This window comes from Microbulbifer elongatus, assembly GCF_021165935.1.
Classification (GTDB): Bacteria; Pseudomonadota; Gammaproteobacteria; order Pseudomonadales; family Cellvibrionaceae; genus Microbulbifer; species Microbulbifer elongatus.
In genome coordinates, this window is sequence record NZ_CP088953.1 from 1018545 (window position 1) to 1035088 (window position 16544).

General features: G+C 58.2%; 16 protein-coding genes. 9 read left to right on the forward strand and 7 right to left on the reverse strand.

The window, feature by feature from the left end:
* Nucleotides 1–7: 7 nt before the first annotated feature.
* The 4 genes from hisH (at nt 8) to LRR79_RS04255 (ending at nt 3478) form a co-directional block, all read left to right on the forward strand.
* Nucleotides 8–652, forward strand: a complete 645-nt coding sequence (hisH, locus tag LRR79_RS04240; protein WP_231759166.1) for an imidazole glycerol phosphate synthase subunit HisH — start codon at nt 8–10, stop codon at nt 650–652.
* A 211-nt stretch (nt 653–863) separates the two neighbouring features.
* Nucleotides 864–1607 carry a 1-(5-phosphoribosyl)-5-[(5-phosphoribosylamino)methylideneamino]imidazole-4-carboxamide isomerase gene (hisA, locus tag LRR79_RS04245; RefSeq protein WP_231759167.1) on the forward strand — a complete coding sequence of 248 codons (744 nt, stop codon included), beginning with the start codon at nt 864–866 and terminating at the stop codon, nt 1605–1607.
* Between the two features lie 26 nt (nt 1608–1633).
* Nucleotides 1634–2395 (forward strand): imidazole glycerol phosphate synthase subunit HisF, encoded by a 762-nt coding sequence (hisF, locus tag LRR79_RS04250; protein ID WP_231759168.1) that lies wholly within the window; start codon nt 1634–1636, stop codon nt 2393–2395.
* A 114-nt stretch (nt 2396–2509) separates the two neighbouring features.
* On the forward strand, nt 2510–3478 hold the full coding sequence (locus LRR79_RS04255; RefSeq protein ID WP_231759169.1) for an AraC family transcriptional regulator: 969 nt from the start codon (nt 2510–2512) through the stop codon (nt 3476–3478).
* A 477-nt stretch (nt 3479–3955) separates the two neighbouring features.
* Here the strand turns inward: LRR79_RS04255 and LRR79_RS17360 are convergent, their stop codons facing one another.
* The 4 genes from LRR79_RS17360 to gpmI form a co-directional block, all read right to left on the reverse strand.
* Nucleotides 3956–4201 (reverse strand): DUF6316 family protein, encoded by a 246-nt coding sequence (locus LRR79_RS17360; protein ID WP_407665226.1) that lies wholly within the window; start codon nt 4199–4201, stop codon nt 3956–3958.
* Between the two features lie 160 nt (nt 4202–4361).
* Entirely contained in the window at nt 4362–5771 is a 1410-nt protein-coding gene (locus LRR79_RS04260; protein WP_231759170.1) for a S41 family peptidase, read from the reverse strand.
* Between the two features lie 178 nt (nt 5772–5949).
* On the reverse strand, nt 5950–7107 hold the full coding sequence (locus LRR79_RS04265; RefSeq protein ID WP_231759171.1) for a murein hydrolase activator EnvC family protein: 1158 nt from the start codon (nt 7105–7107) through the stop codon (nt 5950–5952).
* Between the two features lie 54 nt (nt 7108–7161).
* The gene (gene gpmI / locus LRR79_RS04270; protein WP_231759172.1) at nt 7162–8706 is read right to left on the reverse strand and encodes a 2,3-bisphosphoglycerate-independent phosphoglycerate mutase; all 1545 of its coding nucleotides are present in this window, start codon (nt 8704–8706) and stop codon (nt 7162–7164) included.
* A gap of 401 nt (nt 8707–9107) precedes the next feature.
* Between gpmI and LRR79_RS04275 the strand changes: the two genes are divergently transcribed.
* The 5 genes from LRR79_RS04275 to smrA all read left to right on the forward strand — a co-directional run bounded on the left by LRR79_RS04275 (nt 9108) and on the right by smrA (nt 12084).
* On the forward strand, nt 9108–9524 hold the full coding sequence (locus tag LRR79_RS04275; protein ID WP_231759173.1) for a rhodanese-like domain-containing protein: 417 nt from the start codon (nt 9108–9110) through the stop codon (nt 9522–9524).
* A 72-nt stretch (nt 9525–9596) separates the two neighbouring features.
* Nucleotides 9597–9848 (forward strand): glutaredoxin 3, encoded by a 252-nt coding sequence (gene grxC / locus LRR79_RS04280; RefSeq protein WP_231759174.1) that lies wholly within the window; start codon nt 9597–9599, stop codon nt 9846–9848.
* 140 nt (nt 9849–9988) lie between these two features.
* The gene (gene secB / locus LRR79_RS04285; RefSeq protein WP_043320077.1) at nt 9989–10492 is read left to right on the forward strand and encodes a protein-export chaperone SecB; all 504 of its coding nucleotides are present in this window, start codon (nt 9989–9991) and stop codon (nt 10490–10492) included.
* Between the two features lie 100 nt (nt 10493–10592).
* Nucleotides 10593–11456 (forward strand): SDR family oxidoreductase, encoded by an 864-nt coding sequence (locus LRR79_RS04290; protein WP_231759175.1) that lies wholly within the window; start codon nt 10593–10595, stop codon nt 11454–11456.
* 37 nt (nt 11457–11493) lie between these two features.
* Nucleotides 11494–12084 carry a DNA endonuclease SmrA gene (gene smrA, locus LRR79_RS04295; protein WP_231759176.1) on the forward strand — a complete coding sequence of 197 codons (591 nt, stop codon included), beginning with the start codon at nt 11494–11496 and terminating at the stop codon, nt 12082–12084.
* A gap of 359 nt (nt 12085–12443) precedes the next feature.
* Here the strand turns inward: smrA and LRR79_RS04300 are convergent, their stop codons facing one another.
* The 3 genes from LRR79_RS04300 to LRR79_RS04310 form a co-directional block, all read right to left on the reverse strand.
* Nucleotides 12444–12896 (reverse strand): META domain-containing protein, encoded by a 453-nt coding sequence (locus LRR79_RS04300; RefSeq protein ID WP_231759973.1) that lies wholly within the window; start codon nt 12894–12896, stop codon nt 12444–12446.
* A gap of 178 nt (nt 12897–13074) precedes the next feature.
* Nucleotides 13075–13548, reverse strand: a complete 474-nt coding sequence (locus LRR79_RS04305; RefSeq protein ID WP_231759177.1) for an META domain-containing protein — start codon at nt 13546–13548, stop codon at nt 13075–13077.
* A gap of 694 nt (nt 13549–14242) precedes the next feature.
* Complete coding sequence (locus LRR79_RS04310) at nt 14243–16402, reverse strand: TonB-dependent receptor (RefSeq protein WP_231759178.1); 2160 nt, start codon at nt 16400–16402, stop codon at nt 14243–14245.
* Nucleotides 16403–16544 lie beyond the last annotated feature (142 nt).

Genomic DNA, 16544 nt, shown 5'->3' on the forward strand with positions numbered 1-16544 from the left:
AATGAGCATGCAAAAGATCGTCGTCCTCGATTACGGTATGGGCAACCTCCACTCCGTCGCCAGCGCCCTGCAAAAGGTCGCTCCTGGTGACGAAGTCGTCCTCGCCACCACTCCGCAGGAAGCCGAAGGCGCAGACCGCCTGATCGTCCCCGGCGTCGGTGCCATCCGCGACTGTGTGGAGGGGTTCATTCGCCCGGGCTTTGTGCCGCTGCTGAATCAGTGCATCGAATCCGGAATGCCCATTCTCGGCATCTGCGTGGGCATGCAGATCATGATGGCCAGCAGCGAAGAAAACGGCGGCGTCGACTGCCTGGGTATCTTCCCGCAGCCGGTGAGATTCTTCGGCACAGACCTGCATGAAAATGGCGAAAGGCTGAAAGTCCCGCATATGGGCTGGAACCGTGTGCAGCAGAAAATCGACCACCCCATGTGGGAAGGTATCGAAAGCGGTAGCCGCTTCTATTTCGTGCACAGCTACTATGTGCCTTCTGAAGGCAATGAAGCCGTCGCCGGCGAGACCGACTACGGTGTGTCATTCGCCGCGGCTGTCACCCGCAACAATATCTTCGCCACCCAGTTCCACCCGGAAAAGAGTGCGGATGCGGGTATGCTGTTATTGAAGAATTTTGTCGGTTGGAGCGGAGCGGCTTAAGAAAGTCAGCTGACGAAGTAAATAACTAGATGCGAAGGCGGAGCGTCTGGTGCGGGATTTCAAAAGCGTCGGCAACAGGGATGTTGCCGACGCAGCGTACAGGGATGTATTCGCAGGGGGGCGCCTAGCCCGGTTTTGAAATCCCGCACCAGATGATCCGCCGCCACCGAGCCTGAACAAAGCGGGCCCGAGAAACAGGAAGTTAACCAAAATGATCGTAATCCCAGCCATTGATCTGAAAGACGGCGAGTGCGTACGCCTGCGCCAAGGTGAAATGGAAGACGCCACTGTCTTCTCCGATGACCCGGTCGCCACCGCTGAACACTGGCTCAGTCAGGGCGCCAAGCGCCTGCATATCGTCGACCTGAATGGCGCCTTTGCCGGCAACCCGGTCAACGGCGACGCCGTCAACGCCATCGCTCGCCAGTTCCCCCAGTTTCCGATCCAGATCGGTGGCGGTATCCGCGACCTGAAAACCATCGAGTGGTATCTGGAAGCTGGTGTCAGCTGGACTATCATCGGCACCGCCGCGGTAAAGAACCCCAAACTGGTCAAAGAGGCCTGCCGCGAATTCGAAGGCCACATCATCGTCGGTCTCGATGCCAAAGACGGCCTCGTCGCCACCGAGGGCTGGGCCGAAGTGTCTGACGTGCAGGCCACCGAACTCGCCAAACAGTTCCAGGACTGCGGCGTGAGTGCCATCGTCTACACCGACATCGCCCGCGACGGCATGATGCAGGGGGTGAATCTGGAGTCCACCATGGACCTGGCCCGCGCCGTGCAGATCCCCATCATCGCCTCCGGCGGTGTCAGTTGTATCGAGGATATCGAGAAGCTGCTCGAAGCCGGCGACGACGATACCGAAATCTTCGGTGCCATTACCGGCCGCGCTATCTACGAAGACAAGCTCGACCTGCGCAAGGCGCAGGAACTGTGTGACAACTGGACCAAGTAATTAATTCAGGTAAGCGGAAGTATTCCATGGGCCTCGCCAAACGCATTATTCCCTGTCTCGACGTCGACGCCGGCCGCGTGGTCAAGGGCGTCAACTTCGTCGATATCCGCGATGCCGGTGATCCGGTGGAAATCGCCCGCCGTTACAACGAAGCCGGCGCCGACGAGGTTACCTTCCTCGATATCACCGCCACCCACGAAGGTCGTGACACCACCCTGCACACCGTGGAGAAAATGGCCTCCCAGGTCTTTATCCCGCTCACCGTGGGCGGCGGCGTGCGCGAGCTGCAGGATATCCGGAATCTGCTGAACGCGGGCGCAGATAAAACCGCGATCAACTCCGCGGCGGTATTCAATCCCGACTTTGTGCGCGAAGCCGCCGACCGCTTCGGCAGCCAGTGTATTGTGGTGGCCATCGATGCAAAGCAGGTCGCAGACGGCAAGTGGGAAATCTTCACCCACGGCGGGCGCAAACCCACCGGTATCGACGCGGTGGAGTGGGCGAAAAAAATGGACAGCTATGGCGCCGGGGAAATTCTGCTTACCAGCATGGACCGCGACGGCACCAAGAACGGCTTTGATCTGGCCCTGACCCGTGCCATATCGGACGCGGTCTCCGTACCGGTGATTGCCTCCGGTGGGGTGGGCAACCTGCAGCACCTGGCCGACGGTGTGTTGCAGGGCGGTGCCGATGCGGTCCTCGCCGCGAGCATTTTCCACTTCGGAGAATACACCGTGGACGAGGCCAAGCAGTTTATGCAGGATGCGGGGATCGAAATGCGGCTATGACTGCTAGCGCGGTAATGTGACCGGTTCCTCGGATTTCGTATTCTTCTGGCGGTTAATCCGTTATCCGAAAAATTGGTGCTATAAATGTAGAGACATAATAAAGGCGGTTTCTACATGCACTATCTCCGATTCAGCTCACGGGAATTCTCTCAGGGGGACCGGCGCACAGCTCTGGTGGAGACCTATGCGCCCCTGTGCGGTATGGATGTGGACGTGTACTCGGATGATCTGGATGTCGATGTGCGAGTGCGTTCCCTGTCCCGTATCGTAGTCAGTGATTCCTACCTGGTTGACCACAAAGCCCACAGAACCCATGCCCATATTGCCGATGGCGACGATGCCATGCTGCTGGTCATGCCCCGTCAGGGAGTCATGGGGATAGCGTCGGCCGGGGGCGATGAGTGGATGTGCGCCCCGGGGCAGTTACACCTGCTGCCCCTGGAGGACCCGTTCAAAAGCCAGAGTGACGGGGCGTTTACCGTCACCAGCGTCAGCCTGCCGCGCAAGTTCCTGGAAGCCCGTCTGTCCAGCCCGGATAAGGTGATCGGCAAAAGCTTTCAGCCCGCCGACAACAATGCATATTCTTTACTGCTGGGATATCTGGAAAATCTGAACCGCATGGGAGAGATTCTCTCGGGTCCGGTGGCCAATCTGGCGGAGCTGCAGATTATGGACCTGGCATCGCTGGTGCTGGGCGTGGACCGGGAAACCAGTGTGGTGGCAGGAAACCGCGGCGTCCGCCATGCGCGGTATCAGGCTATGCGGAATTATATAAAATTGCGCATGTTTGATGCAGAGCTGAACGCGGATCTGGTTGCGCAGCACTTCAATATCTCACCGCAGTACCTGCGTAAAATCTTCAGTGAGTTCAACCTCACCTTTACCGACTATCTGAATGCGATTCGCCTGGACTGGGTATATAAAAACCTGGCGAACCCCGCAAACTCGCGCAACTATATTTCGACACTCGCGTATCGCGCAGGCTTCAGTAATCTGGCCTGGTTCAATCGTGCATTCAAGCGGCGATTTGGTATTTCACCATCGGATGTGCGAGAGAAAGTCACTGAGCCTGCACCTGAATGAGCTGTCGCAGATAGCACTTGTCGGTGTCGCGGATAGTATTGGCGCGGAAATACCTTTTTCGATTGAATCAAGCGTGCCCCGAGGTCACGGGCCGTCATCGGTGTCAGGTTTGACGAAGTGCCAAAGGATTGGCACGGGCAGTGGGCTTGAGTGGTGAAGCGCGCTGAATCGGCGGCGGTGTGTGGCCCCGGGGTTTCTTGGCGCGATTGTGGTGGTGTGTGGATTACGCAAAATACGTGCGATTTGTATCGGTTCGGGTAGCAGATAGTATCAGGGTAACCGGCGGTGCTGGGCTTTACTTAATGAGCAGCTTGATTTGCTTCTTTGCATTGACGGTAGCACTACCTGCCCCGGCGCTTCAACGGAATTGGAGTGAGATGTTCGGCAAAAGGATTTGCTGAGTCCGGGCTTGTCAGGCTGCATCCCAGCAGTACCTTCGAGATTCTCCAATGCCAGGTTCCCTCCCTGGCATTTTTTTTAGCAGCGATTTGCGCTGCGCCAGCGCTTCGCGCGCAAACTGCCAAAGGGGCGCACGTTACCGGTGTAATGCTGCGGAGGATTCAGGAACTGCCTCGCCGCTTTCTCTGCTTCTGCCTTGCAGGGGTAAGGTCCGAAAGTTTTGCCCCCGCGAGCATTGAAATACCAGTCATCCCCCAGCTTGTAATAGCGGTCTGAACGAGGCGGAATATTTGATCCTTCTTCGCCACGACGATACTGCTGCATGACACCCTCGCTACATCGTTACCACAATTTACTGCAAACAAAGCGCGCTGCCGCGCTCATAAAATAAAACCGGCGCTCCTGCTTCAAGTCTGGCTATCAGGTAGCCTACTCAAATTATCAGGGCGCCGGTTGTTATTTTTCTGGTGCTGTCGAAAAACGGCTAGAGGTCTTCCGGACGCACGCGGGCGACCTTGTCCTTGGTTTCCTCTGTTTCCGCCGAGGGTTTCTCACTGCTGTGAGCGGGAACACGGCGAACGTACAGATTCAGCCCCTTGAGCACATTAAGTGCCTCAAATACCTGATTGTCGCGGCTGTACCAGTCTTCCTGTCCTGCCTTGGCGCGCTTGCGGTCTTCCGAGCCGCTTTCTTCACCGCCGTTGCCGTTGCCCAGGTGTCCGGCAAGGTCTGCTTCGGTAGTGCGTGTGCGTCCGTCCATACGTTTCACCTGCACCCGCTCTACAGTAATGTCCGGCTTGATGCCCTGGGCCTGAATGGAGCGGCCCTTGGGGGTGAAATACAGTGCGGTGGTCAACTTGATCGCGCGATCGTCGTTGATCGGGATAACGGTCTGAACCGAACCCTTGCCGAAGCTGTCGGTACCCATCACCACAGCGCGACGGTGGTCCTGCAGGGCGCCGGCAACAATTTCTGCCGCCGAAGCGGAGCCATCGTTAATCAGTACCACCAGCGGCGCGCCCTTGCTGAGGTCACCAGGGCTGGCAGAGTAGCGCAGGTTGGAGGATTCGTTGCGACCCTCGGTGTAGACCACCAGGCCCTCTTCAAGGAAGGCGTCGACCACTTCCACGGACGACTGCAATACGCCGCCGGGATTGTTGCGCAGATCGATCACCAGTCCTTTCAGTTCACCCTGTTTCTTGAGCTTATTCATTGCCCGCACCAGGTCGTTGCCGGTATCCAGCTGGAACTGGCTGATGCGCAGATAGCCGTAACCATCCTCGAGCATTTCACCGCGCACACTGTAGACCCGCACCTTGTCGCGTTTAAGAGTGACATCGAAGGGTTCTTTGTGCCCCTTGCGGCCGATGGTCAGTGTCACCGGGGACCCTACCGGACCGCGCATTTTTTCCACCGCATCGTCCAGGCTGACACCGCGCATGGATTTGCCGGACATCCGCAGAATGACATCACCGGCGCGCAGTCCGGCGCGCTCGGCGGGGGTGTCGTCCATAGGGGTGATGATGGTGATGTAATCGTCTTCAATGCCGACTTCGATCCCCAGCCCGGCGAACTCACCGGTAGTGTTGGCCTGCAGGTCCGTGAAGGAGCGGCTGTCGAGATAGGAGGAGTGCGGGTCTAGCCCCTGCAGCATGCCCTTGATGGCAAATTCCAGTAGGGTGCTGTCGTCGACTTCTTCGACATAGCCCCGGCGGATCTGTTCGAAAACCTTGGCGAAACTGCGCAGGTCTTCCAATGGCAGGCGGGATTCGGCTTCCAGCGAAACACGATCGTCGCTGGTGTCGAGCTGACCGGCCTGGCTGAGTCCCATCAGCGGCAGAGCGGTGAGTGCCGCGACGCCAATCAGGCGAGCGAGCATTTTGGGGGTGAACATAATCTGCACGTCCTTGGCATTTATCGTTACTTTCCAACAGAAATTGTAGACCCGGCACTGACGCAGGGCGCTGAACTTGGCGGCGTTTCAAACTGGCGTGCTGACCGGAGGGTAAAACTGCAAGCAGAATTATGTTAGGGATGGCGCATCGGGGAACGGCGGGCTATTGGCTGTGTAGCTAACCCCGGCACCAGACGGTGGGGTCCTGTGGCTTGCCATTGCGGCGGATTTCGAAATACAGACCGGGCTGGCTCATGCCGCCGGTGTTACCGACCTTGGCAATGGTATCGCCGCGCTCTACCCATTCGCCGATGGCGCGGGTGAGCGACTGGTTGTGGCCGTAGAGGCTCATATAGCCATCACCGTGGTCGAGGATGATCAGCATGCCCTGACCGCGCAGATAGTCGGAAAACACTACGCGGCCACGGTGGATGGCCTTCACCGGTGCGCCTTCGCTGGCGCGCAGGGTGACTCCGGTCCAGGTGATGCCGTTGGCGCGGCGCTGCCCAAAGGCATTGGCGCGGCGGCCGCTGGTGGGCCAGTGCATGCGCCCGCGCTGTTTGGCAAAGGGGGTGTCATCACTGGGGCTGATCAGGCTGGCAATGGCCCGCCCGACTTCATCCACCAGCCGTTGCAGGCGGCTGCGATCGCTGTTGAGCTGGTCCAGTTCGCCGCTTTTGCTGGCGAGCTGACGGGCGAGCTTGTCCAGGGTGCGCTGGCGGGTATTCTGGGCGCTCACCAGGGCGCGGCGCTTTTCTTCCAGCTGGTCGCGCTCGCGGGCGAGGGTGTCCTGCTCCCGTTCAATTCCGCTACTGACGGTGGCGAGCTGATCGAGGGTGGAAACGTAGTCTTCGATAACGCGGCTGCGTTGCTTGAGGAAGTAGTCGTGGTAGCGGAGTTGGCGGGCGATGTGCTGAGGATCTTGCTGATTGAGGAGCAGCTTGATCTGCTCCTGGCGTCCGAGTCGGTAAGCGGCGGCGACTTCCTGCTCGACCCGCCGCTGCATACTTCGCCGGGATTCCTGCAGCTGCTGCTGCTCCTGCTTCAGTTCCTGCAGTTTTTCCCCGCGGGACTGCATGTCGGATTTGATCTTGTCGATGCGCTGCAACAGCTCCGAGATGTCCTTCTCGTTGGCCTCGAGGTCCTTGAGCAGCTGGTCGCGCTCGCCTTTGACCTGATTCAGCTCCTGCTGCAGGGTCTCGATCCGCTGTTTGATTTCCGCCAGCCGCGCCTGCTGCTGTTCATCGCTGGACTGTGCCAAGCAAGCGGGTGCCAGGGCCAGCGACAGCAGTGCGGCGAGGAGAACCCCGGAGAACTTCATGCTCGAAAGTTTCATCGTGTCAGCTTGATCTCGCTTGGGGAGAGCGCCCGCAGCGCGGGCGCGTCCCGGTTAGTTGATTTTGACCAGCGGCTCGCCGTTCATTTCCACCGGCTGTGGCAGGCCCATCAGGGCCAGCATCGTCGGCGCCACATCTGCCAGGCTGCCGCCGTCGCGCATGGTCACGTCGCGCTCGCCCACGTACACAAAGGGTACCGGCAGGGTGGAATGCTGGGTACTCACCTGGCCGGAACCGGCGTCGAACATTTCTTCCACATTACCGTGGTCGGCGGTGATCAGCACCTCGCCACCGGCAGCCAGAGCGGCTTTGGTCACGCGGTCCACGCAGCCATCCAGGGCTTCCACCGCTTTAACCGCGGCTTCGAATACGCCCGTGTGTCCCACCATGTCGCCGTTGGCGTAGTTGCAGATGATCGCATCGAACTTACCGCTTTCGATGGCGGCGACCAGTTTGTCGGTCACTTCCGGTGCGCTCATTTCCGGCTGCAGATCGTAGGTGGCCACATCCGGTGATTTGATCAGGATGCGCTCCTCGCCATTGTAGGGCTCTTCGCGTCCGCCGCTAAAGAAGAAGGTCACATGGGCGTACTTTTCTGTCTCGGCGATGCGCAGCTGGGTCTTGTTCTGGTTCTGCAGGTATTCGCCGAACGAGTTCACCATCGCTTCCGGTGGGAAGGCGCAGGTGGCGTCGATGGAGCTGGCGTATTCGGTGGTCATCACAAAATCCGCCAGCTTCGGTGTGGCGGCGCGCTCGAAACCGTCGAAGTCCGCTTCGGTAAAGGCGCGGGCCAGCTGGCGCGCGCGGTCCGGGCGGAAATTCATGAAGATCAGCGCGTCGCCATCGCTGAGCGGCGCGGGTTCGCCGATCAGGGTGGGGGCGACGAATTCGTCGTTCTCGTCGCGGGCGTAGGCCGCCTCAAGAGCGGCCAGGGCGGAATCGGCCTGCTGCTCGGCTTTGCCCTGGGTGATCAGATCGTAGACCGGCTGCACACGCTCCCAGCGGTTGTCCCGGTCCATGGCGAAGTAGCGGCCGGCAATACTGGCGATACGTGCGGTGCCGAGGGCGTCGCACACCTGGGTCAGGCGTGCCAGTGGGGTTTCCGCACTGCGCGGCGGCGTGTCGCGACCGTCGGTGAAGGCGTGGATATACACCGCCTTGGCGCCGCGCTGGGCGGCCAGGGTGGCCATGGCAACGATGTGGTCGTCGTGGCTGTGCACGCCGCCTTCGGAAGCCAGGCCCATAATGTGCACGGCGCCGTCGTTGGCGATGGCCTTGTCCACCGCGGCGGTATAGGCCGGGTTCTTGAAGAAATCGCCGTCCTCGATCGCCTTGTTGATGCGGGTAAAGTTCTGGTACACGACGCGGCCGGCGCCGAGGGTCATGTGACCGACTTCTGAATTGCCCATCTGCCCTTCCGGCAGGCCCACGGCCATACCAGAGGTATCGATCAGGGTTTTCGGGCGGCTGGCCCAGATCTGGTCCCACACCGGGCTCTTGGCCGCGGCGATGGCGTTGTGTTCGCTGTGCTCACTGTGGCCGAAGCCGTCCAGAATCAGCAGTACCAGGGGGCGCTTGGGCGAAGACTCGGATGCCATGGGATCGGAATTCCTGTGTTGGATATCGGTGAAAACTGTGTGAATCGCTGGTGTGTCTGGTCGCGCTATCGGCGATCGACCTGCGCGTCGCAGCGGGGTCGCCGGAATATCCTCCGGCATCATTGCCGGAACGCGAAAACTTTGGGGGTGCACTACCGCAGGTGGCGGATTTTAACCTGTTTGTACCCTCGAGGTCAGTAATTGCCCAGCGATTGCCTCTAACTGGCGGCCAAACAGCAGCCCCAATTGGCTGATTAAGAAGTGGCCATCATCGTGTATACTGCGCGGCCTTCAGACCGTTGCCTTGGGAAGTTTTACACTCGGCGGCGGTAAACTGGTTGACCGCATAGTCGGCGGTGCGGCCGTATCAAAACAACAAATTGTGAAATTTCGGGGGCGAAGTGGACTTTTTCGTCTTTATCAGCGAGCAGTGGCTGCTGGTGAGTGTGTTGGTGGCATTGATCTATACATTGGCCATCACCGAGCGTATCAAGGCGGGTAAACCCGCATCGGCCCACGCGGCGACCCAGCTGATCAACAGCGATGGTGCCAGGGTGGTGGATCTGCGTGATCGCTCGGACTTTACCGCCGGGCACATTGTGGATGCCATTCACATTCCCCACGGCGAGATCGAAGGCCGCATGGGCGAGCTGGCACCCTATAAAGAGAAGACCATTATCCTCGCGGACAAAATGGGTCAGCATGCCGGCCCCGCCGGGCGCCTGCTGAAGAAGGCCGGCTACAACGTGCGTCGCCTGGAGGGTGGCATGTCCGAGTGGGCCAACCAGAAGCTGCCGCTGGTAAAAGGCAAGGGCTAACAGGGGCTGCTGTTCCCGCAGCAGCGATATTGAACCTATTGGATTCCAGTGACGCAAAGAGGTTATCCGGTCGTGAAAGACGTCGTTATCTACACCACCCGCTACTGCCCCTTCTGCATTCGTGCCAAGTATCTTCTGGACAACAAAAACGTCCCCTATACGGAGATTTCTGTCGACGGCGATCGCGCGCTGCGCGCCGAGATGACCGCCAAGGCCGGGCGCCACACTGTACCGCAGATCTGGATCGGCGATCACCACGTGGGTGGGTGCGACGAGCTGATGGCCATCGAGCGCAGTGGCGAGCTGGATTCACTGCTGGCGTAAAAGCGTCCCTGTGATCCGGGAAATTTCCGAATAGTGCCTTGAAAGGGCTTTTCGAGGCCCCCATTAGTAGATTCCATACAGGGAGTCTTCTTCTCAGGGAAGGCAGTTAATAAACATTATTGAGTGAACAGGCTTGTAACATGGCTGAAGAACAAAACGGCGCTGCGGTAAACGGCGAAGATCAACAACAAGTACAATTCGCGATGCAGCGCATCTACCTGAAAGACCTGTCCTTCGAGACTCCGATGGGCGCCGAGGTTTTCAAGAAGCAGTGGAAACCCGAAGTCTCCCAGGAACTGAATACCAAAACCGCCAAGATCGACGAAGATCTGTACGAAGTGGCCCTGACCCTGACCATTACCGTCAAAGTTGAAGGCGAGACTGCTTTCCTGGTGGAAGTGCAGCAGGCTGGCCTGTTCGGCATCAAGGGGCTGGAGGGGCAGCAGCTGGCCCAGGCACTGAACACCGCCTGCCCGAACATCCTGTTCCCCTACGCGCGGGAAGTGGTCGACAATGTAGTGACCAAGGGCTCTTTCCCCGCCCTGATGCTGCCGCCGATCAATTTCGACGCCCTGTTCGCCGCTGCTCTGCAGCAGGCACAGCAGCAGGCCGCCGAACAAGGTGGCGAGAAAGCCGACGCTTGAGAGGCACAGCGATCGTGAAAAAAGGCTCCCTTGGTTTCGACTAGGGGAGCCTTTTTGTTTCTATCCTACTGATTGAAACTTCAATTTCGGGAGCGCCGCCATGTCTGATCCAACGACCCTGACCAAAAACACCGGCGCCCTCCGCGGCAAAACCATCTTTATTACCGGTGCCAGCCGCGGTATCGGCCGCGCAATCGCACTCAAATGTGCCGCCGACGGCGCGAATATCGCCATCGCTGCCAAATCTGCCGAACCCCACCCGAAATTGCCCGGAACCATATACTCCGTGGCCGAAGAGATCGAAGCTGCCGGCGGCAAGGCACTGCCCATGCAGGTCGATGTGCGGGAAGAGGAGCAGGTGGCAGATGCCCTCAAGAAAACCGCCGATACCTTCGGCGGCATCGATGCCGTGATCAACAACGCCGGTGCCATCAACCTCACCAATGTCGAGGCCACCCCGCCCAAGCGTTACGATCTGATGATGGATATCAATGCCCGCGGGGTTTATCTGACTGCGCATCTGGCCATCCCCTACCTCAAACAGTCCCAGTGCGGGCACATTCTCAGCCTGTCGCCACCGCTCAATCTGGAACCTCGCTGGCTTGGCCCCTTCGCCCCTTACGCCCTGTCCAAGTTCGGCATGACCATTCTCAGCATGGGGCTGGCGGAAGAGTTGGGCAAAACCGGCATCAGCGTGGCGACCCTCTGGCCCCGGACCCTGGTCGCCACAGCGGCCATCGAATTTGCCGTGGGCAACCGGGAGATGTTTCAGCAGAGTCGCAAACCCATGGTCATGGCGGACGCCGCCTACGAGGTGCTGATTACCGACAACCAGGGTCTGAATGGTGCCCAGCTGATAGACGAGACCCTGCTACACGAACGGGGGGTGGAAGATTTCACCCAATATGCGCACAATCCCGCCAAGGCTGGCGAACTGGCAGTGGATCTGTTCCTCGATCCCTGACCCAGCCGGTATCAGTGGTAATTGGGGGATTGTGGAGATGACCGATTTGGACGATTTTCGCGGTGCCATGGGCGCCCTGGGCGATGTAAAGCCTCTGTCCCCCAGGCAGCGTCACAGTGCCCCGAAGAAATCCACCAAAGACCCTCTCAACCAGCGCGCTCGGCGCGAGGCCGCGACCGCACAGACCTACCGTGAGTTGAATCCCCTCGGTGGTGAGTATGTGGAACCGGTGGAACCCTTCGACCCCATCGAGTTCAAGCGCGACGGGGTGCAGAATGGTGTCTATCGCAATCTGCGCCTGGGGAAATACACCGTGGACGCACGGCTCGATCTGCACAACCACACCGTGGAAATGGCGCGCAGTGCGCTCTACCAGTTTGTGCGGGATTGTGTGGAGGCCGATGTGCGCTGCGCTCTGGTCACCCACGGCAAGGGTGAGGGGCGCAAGACACCGGCGATGCTGAAAAGCTGCGTCAATGCGTGGCTACCGCAACTGGATGAGGTGCTCGCGTTTCACAGCGCGCAGAAGCAGCACGGTGGGCTGGGGGCGACGTACCTGCTGCTGGGAAAAAGCGAGCGCAAGCGTCAGCAGAACCTGGAACAGCATCAGCGTCGCTCCCGCCCGTAACCGTGCCTCGCCCCTGCCCCGGTCGCTGTGTAAAAAAATTACCGGGTAATGGGAAAAATTCCTGTTACGTAATCAGTTTGTCACGTTAGGCAACTACATTACTCCCACAACGAAATTTTGCTTGTCCGGTTGTTTCATCGCGCAACTGACTTGTTTTCGTTGTTCTTCTCTCTTTGCATCGCACCAATGATTATTGGTGATTTTTGCTTCCGAGTTTGGAAGTACCTCCACTTGGAGGATTGGACTCGCGTTCGCAGTTGCGAACCGGGCCCCTTCTTGAATGGTTCTTCAGGCGGCCCTATGGCCGCCTTTTTTCGTTGTGTCAGCTGAAATCTACTGTTCGTACATAACGAGCGAGGCTAACGGGAAGGGCGGGGTAATTCACCGGTCTGTTTGAATTCTATTCGCGTGCCTTCGCCGCCCTGCAGCGTCAATATGTCGCCCGCGACGCTGGCGCGATTGATACGCGGTAGCGCTTTCAGAAAGTCCTTTTCCAGTTCGCTGCTGTCTTTGCGGCCCACCATGCGGGAAATTTTCGGGGCCTTGATCCACTCGATCGAGCCATCGTCGGCCAGGTCGAACTTGCCGAGGTAGGGGTTGGAACCGGCGCTGCCCCTGACAAAGCCCAGTTTGTCACAGGTCAGGTAGGGCCGGTCACGAACCATTTTCTGCCAGAACAGGCGGGATTTCTGTTCGCGGCCATCCACGCTGATCCCGTGCAGTATCCACTGATAATTACAGATCTCACCGGGTGCCATGGGTTGGTTGGCCAAAGCCCGCTGGGAGGAAGAGGAACAGCCGGAATGGAACACTGCGCTCAACAGGACCCCGGCCAGCAGCGCACCGAGTGCGCGACCCGACCGGTAGGCGGACGTTGATGGCGGGGGTGAGCGGTGCGAGAAGTACATCGGATCTATCCGGTAGCCGTTTGCGGTATTAAACCGCAAAGCGCGGGTGAGATCTGTGACTCAGGCGGGAAATTGCCGGCCCTCAGTTACCTGCCTTGATGTATTCGATATAGCGGTCGCCGGAAGCGTCCCGCAGGATCAGGCGGCCACCACCACTTTTCACGAAGGCTTGCGTGGTACCGGCCAGCGCGCTCAGATACTGGGTTTCCTGCTCCATCAGTTGTGGCGGGCCGGCCATTTTGGTGGAGGCAAAGCTGCCGGTATCCCACAGAATCTGGCCGTTGGCGGTGATCTGCATGGCGCCGCGATAGGTGTTGATACCGCTCTTGCCCATGGCTTCCCCACCGCTGTTGCACAGGAAGGTGAACTCCTGTGGCTGGTCCACGGGGATGGCCTGTCCATTGATGCGCAGCAGGCGCATCTGCCATTTTTCACCGCAAACACTGGAGACACTGCCCGGGGTCTGGGCGGGGCCAGAGTCTTTACCGCCCATATTCATACACCCGGCAACCACCAGGGCGAGCCCGAAAAGCCATACCGGTAGCAGTTTTTTCATTCGTGTGTCTCCTTCCCACGTCCGTGTAGATAGACCAAGCTTAGTCACCTGCTGTCCATTCGAGTGGATTCAGGCGACAGCTTGTGGCGGAAATCGTCACAGGATGAGGAGAGCGCGCGCGCCGGGGCCCGCCAGTGAGGCGGGTCGGTGTCAGGGCTTGCGCACACAGCGCACCACAACCTTGGAGTCGAGCTCCTGTTCAAAGCAACGGAAGCGAGTGCCGTTGACATTTAGGGTGCGAGGGGCCTCGCGACTGCTGCTGCGGGGCCTTCGGTCAGAGGACCGCACGGAAAAATGTGCGGCGTTCATGTGTGGTGGAACGGCGCTGCTGAAGGCGCGATTTGTGTGATTCTCCGTGGGCGCGGTTGTAGTACAACCGGCAACAACTCCTGTCGCTATGGCCGCCGTTAGCAGAATACTACGCAATTTCTGCACGCGGATACCTCAATGGCTGGTTCGAGAGGCGGCGTCACTGCCGCCCTCACTTTCAGATTAGAAGACGTTGCCGCCAAAGTGTGAAATTGCGCGCCAATTTAATAATTCCCGCGCCGGGAACAGAAAAAGCGCGTCAAGCGGGGTAGAAATTGTCGTCACCGGAAACAAAAAAGGGGCCCAGAGGGCCCCAAGTGGAACATGCGATGACTTAGCATGAATCATGCAATGTACCTGTCTGTGATGATGACTGTGACGGTACTCAGAAGTTGTAGTTACCTGTGAGGGCGATAGTGCGGGGCGCGCCGTAGAATGCTGTTTGCAAGCTCGGCCCAAAGTCATAGCCAGCAATCCGATATTCGGTGTCTGTCAGGTTTTTGCCCTGAAGCCCCAGGTTCCAGCTACCGTCCGCACTGTAATAGGTTGCGGTCATATCGACGAGGGTGTAGCCCTCTTGGTCGAGAATGCTCGGGGTCTCGAAAATCTGAGTATCGGAGCGGTAGGACACAGAAGGCACGACCACCATTTCGCCGCCAGCAACCGGCAGGGACCAATTCAGTTGAACCATGGCAGTAGTGTCGGGAGTGTTCTGCATGTCGCGAGTATCAGCAATATTTTCTCCGCCGGAAATGAACTCAACGAATTCAGCATCTACCCAGCCCAGATTCGCGTTGGCAGACAGGCTGTCAGTTAACGCGAGAGAAGCTTCCAGTTCGATACCCTGAATGCGGGATTTACCTGCGTTCAGTACGTCGCCTGCTGTCGTGCCGTCTTCAAGCAGACGTTGAGTCGTCAGCTGCATATCTGTGTAATCTGCGCGGAATACCGCACCGTTCAGGCGCAGGCGGTTGGCAAGAAGATCGAGTTTCCAGCCAAGCTCAACTGTATCAACGGTTTCGGGAGCATACCCTTCGGTGGTTTGTGGATTTGCTGTTGCTACGCCTCGCATATCAAAGCCGCCGCTCTTAAAGCCGGTGCTGTAAGTTGCATAGACCATCGCATCTTCACTGACTTGATAGTCTAGGCCTACTCGAGGAGTAAACTCGCCCCAGGAATCACTGTTGGTGTAGTCGGTTCGTACCGCGGCGACAATCGGGTCTGGAGAGTCCGCGTAGTATTTATCATGAGAAAGGTCGCTACCGAGACCGCCAACTACCGCATTGTAGACATCCGCTTCTTTATCGTCCTTGGTGTAGCGACCACCGAGGTTCAGGTTCCACTGATCGGCGAACTGCCAATTGTAGTGTGCGTAAGCGGACAGGCTTTGAGTGTCTACGCTACCATTAACGGCTACGGTGATCGGATCCAGAACAGCGTCGTATCCGCCTGCAGCGGTCCCGTCGTAATAGTACAAGCCGCTTACGAGGTCAGCATTTGTGCCCTGCCAGATAAGCTGAAATTCTTGAGTGAACTGCTCGTCATCATAAACTGCAGGAACGTCAAAGCTGGCGGAGCTAACACTATCAAAGTCGATAACTGTTTCTGTGTCGCCCTCGCGACTTGCAGTTACAGACTTAATAGTCACACTTTCCGAAACCTGCCATTCGGCCGTGAGTGACATTCCGCTGGTTTCAACCAGGTTGTCTGAAGGCAAATTGGTTTCAGTATCGTAAATACTGTCAAGTACGGGTTCGCCATTCACACCTGGATCAAAGCGATGGCCGTGTTTGGAGGCAGATTTGTCGGTAGTTTTGTCGGCGGCAAAGCGGAAAAACAATTCCTCGTTTGGCGAGTATTCCAGGCTGACGCGAGCAGCCAGAATGTCTTTGTTGTACTGATCTTCTCCTGTGCGGACATTCTCGCCAAATCCATCGCGATTGAAGCTGGCGATCGCAGCGCCGATATTCAGATTTTCAGTAAGGCCGGTAGATGCCTTGAGCTTCAAGTCGCGCTGATTGTAACTACCGAGAGAGGAGCCAATTGAGATTTCAGTGTCACCGGTCATTTTCTTGGTGACATATTTCACTGCACCGCCGATGGTGTTCTTGCCGTAAAGTGTGCCTTGCGGGCCACGTAGTACCTCAATGCGCTCCACATCAAACACATCCATTACCGCACCCTGTGGGCGGGCAACGTAGACATCGTCAATATAGATACCCACACCCGGCTCATAGCCCCACAGCGGATCCTGCTGGCCGATGCCGCGAATGAATGCGGTCAGGGTGGAGTTGGTGCCGCGGCTCACCTGCAGTGTGGTATTTGGGGACATTTTCTGGATTTCGGTCATATCGGTAATGCCGTTATCCATCAATTGAGCTTCACTAATAGCGGATACCGCCACCGGCACCTCCTGCATGGACTGCTCGCGCTTCTGCGCGGTCACGGTCACTTCCTCCAGCTGGGGATCTGCGTAGGCGAGGGATGCACCGCAGGCGAGCATGATGCCTGCGGCTAAGGGGTTGAATTTCATGGGATTGCGCATGGCTCTCTCCGATCATCGGTTTATGGTTATTTTCTGAGTTTCGGATCTGCACTCTATCGGCTGCGCGGGGGGTTGCCTGCTAGACCAAGGTATGACGATGGTTGTATCCCTGGGGCAGGACAAAAAACGCACGATCAGTTAC

What these genes read in the sequence shown, in the direction of transcription:
- hisH (WP_231759166.1), top strand. Translation starts at nt 8, where the DNA reads ATGCAAAAGATCGTCGTCCTCGATTACGGTATGGGCAACCTCCACTCC.
- hisA (WP_231759167.1), top strand. Translation starts at nt 864, where the DNA reads ATGATCGTAATCCCAGCCATTGATCTGAAAGACGGCGAGTGCGTACGC.
- hisF (WP_231759168.1), top strand. Translation starts at nt 1,634, where the DNA reads ATGGGCCTCGCCAAACGCATTATTCCCTGTCTCGACGTCGACGCCGGC.
- LRR79_RS04255 (WP_231759169.1), top strand. Translation starts at nt 2,510, where the DNA reads ATGCACTATCTCCGATTCAGCTCACGGGAATTCTCTCAGGGGGACCGG.
- LRR79_RS17360 (WP_407665226.1), bottom strand. Translation starts at nt 4,201, where the DNA reads ATGCAGCAGTATCGTCGTGGCGAAGAAGGATCAAATATTCCGCCTCGT.
- LRR79_RS04260 (WP_231759170.1), bottom strand. Translation starts at nt 5,771, where the DNA reads ATGTTCACCCCCAAAATGCTCGCTCGCCTGATTGGCGTCGCGGCACTC.
- LRR79_RS04265 (WP_231759171.1), bottom strand. Translation starts at nt 7,107, where the DNA reads ATGAAACTTTCGAGCATGAAGTTCTCCGGGGTTCTCCTCGCCGCACTG.
- gpmI (WP_231759172.1), bottom strand. Translation starts at nt 8,706, where the DNA reads ATGGCATCCGAGTCTTCGCCCAAGCGCCCCCTGGTACTGCTGATTCTG.
- secB (WP_043320077.1), top strand. Translation starts at nt 9,989, where the DNA reads ATGGCTGAAGAACAAAACGGCGCTGCGGTAAACGGCGAAGATCAACAA.
- LRR79_RS04290 (WP_231759175.1), top strand. Translation starts at nt 10,593, where the DNA reads ATGTCTGATCCAACGACCCTGACCAAAAACACCGGCGCCCTCCGCGGC.
- smrA (WP_231759176.1), top strand. Translation starts at nt 11,494, where the DNA reads ATGACCGATTTGGACGATTTTCGCGGTGCCATGGGCGCCCTGGGCGAT.
- LRR79_RS04305 (WP_231759177.1), bottom strand. Translation starts at nt 13,548, where the DNA reads ATGAAAAAACTGCTACCGGTATGGCTTTTCGGGCTCGCCCTGGTGGTT.
- LRR79_RS04310 (WP_231759178.1), bottom strand. Translation starts at nt 16,402, where the DNA reads ATGCGCAATCCCATGAAATTCAACCCCTTAGCCGCAGGCATCATGCTC.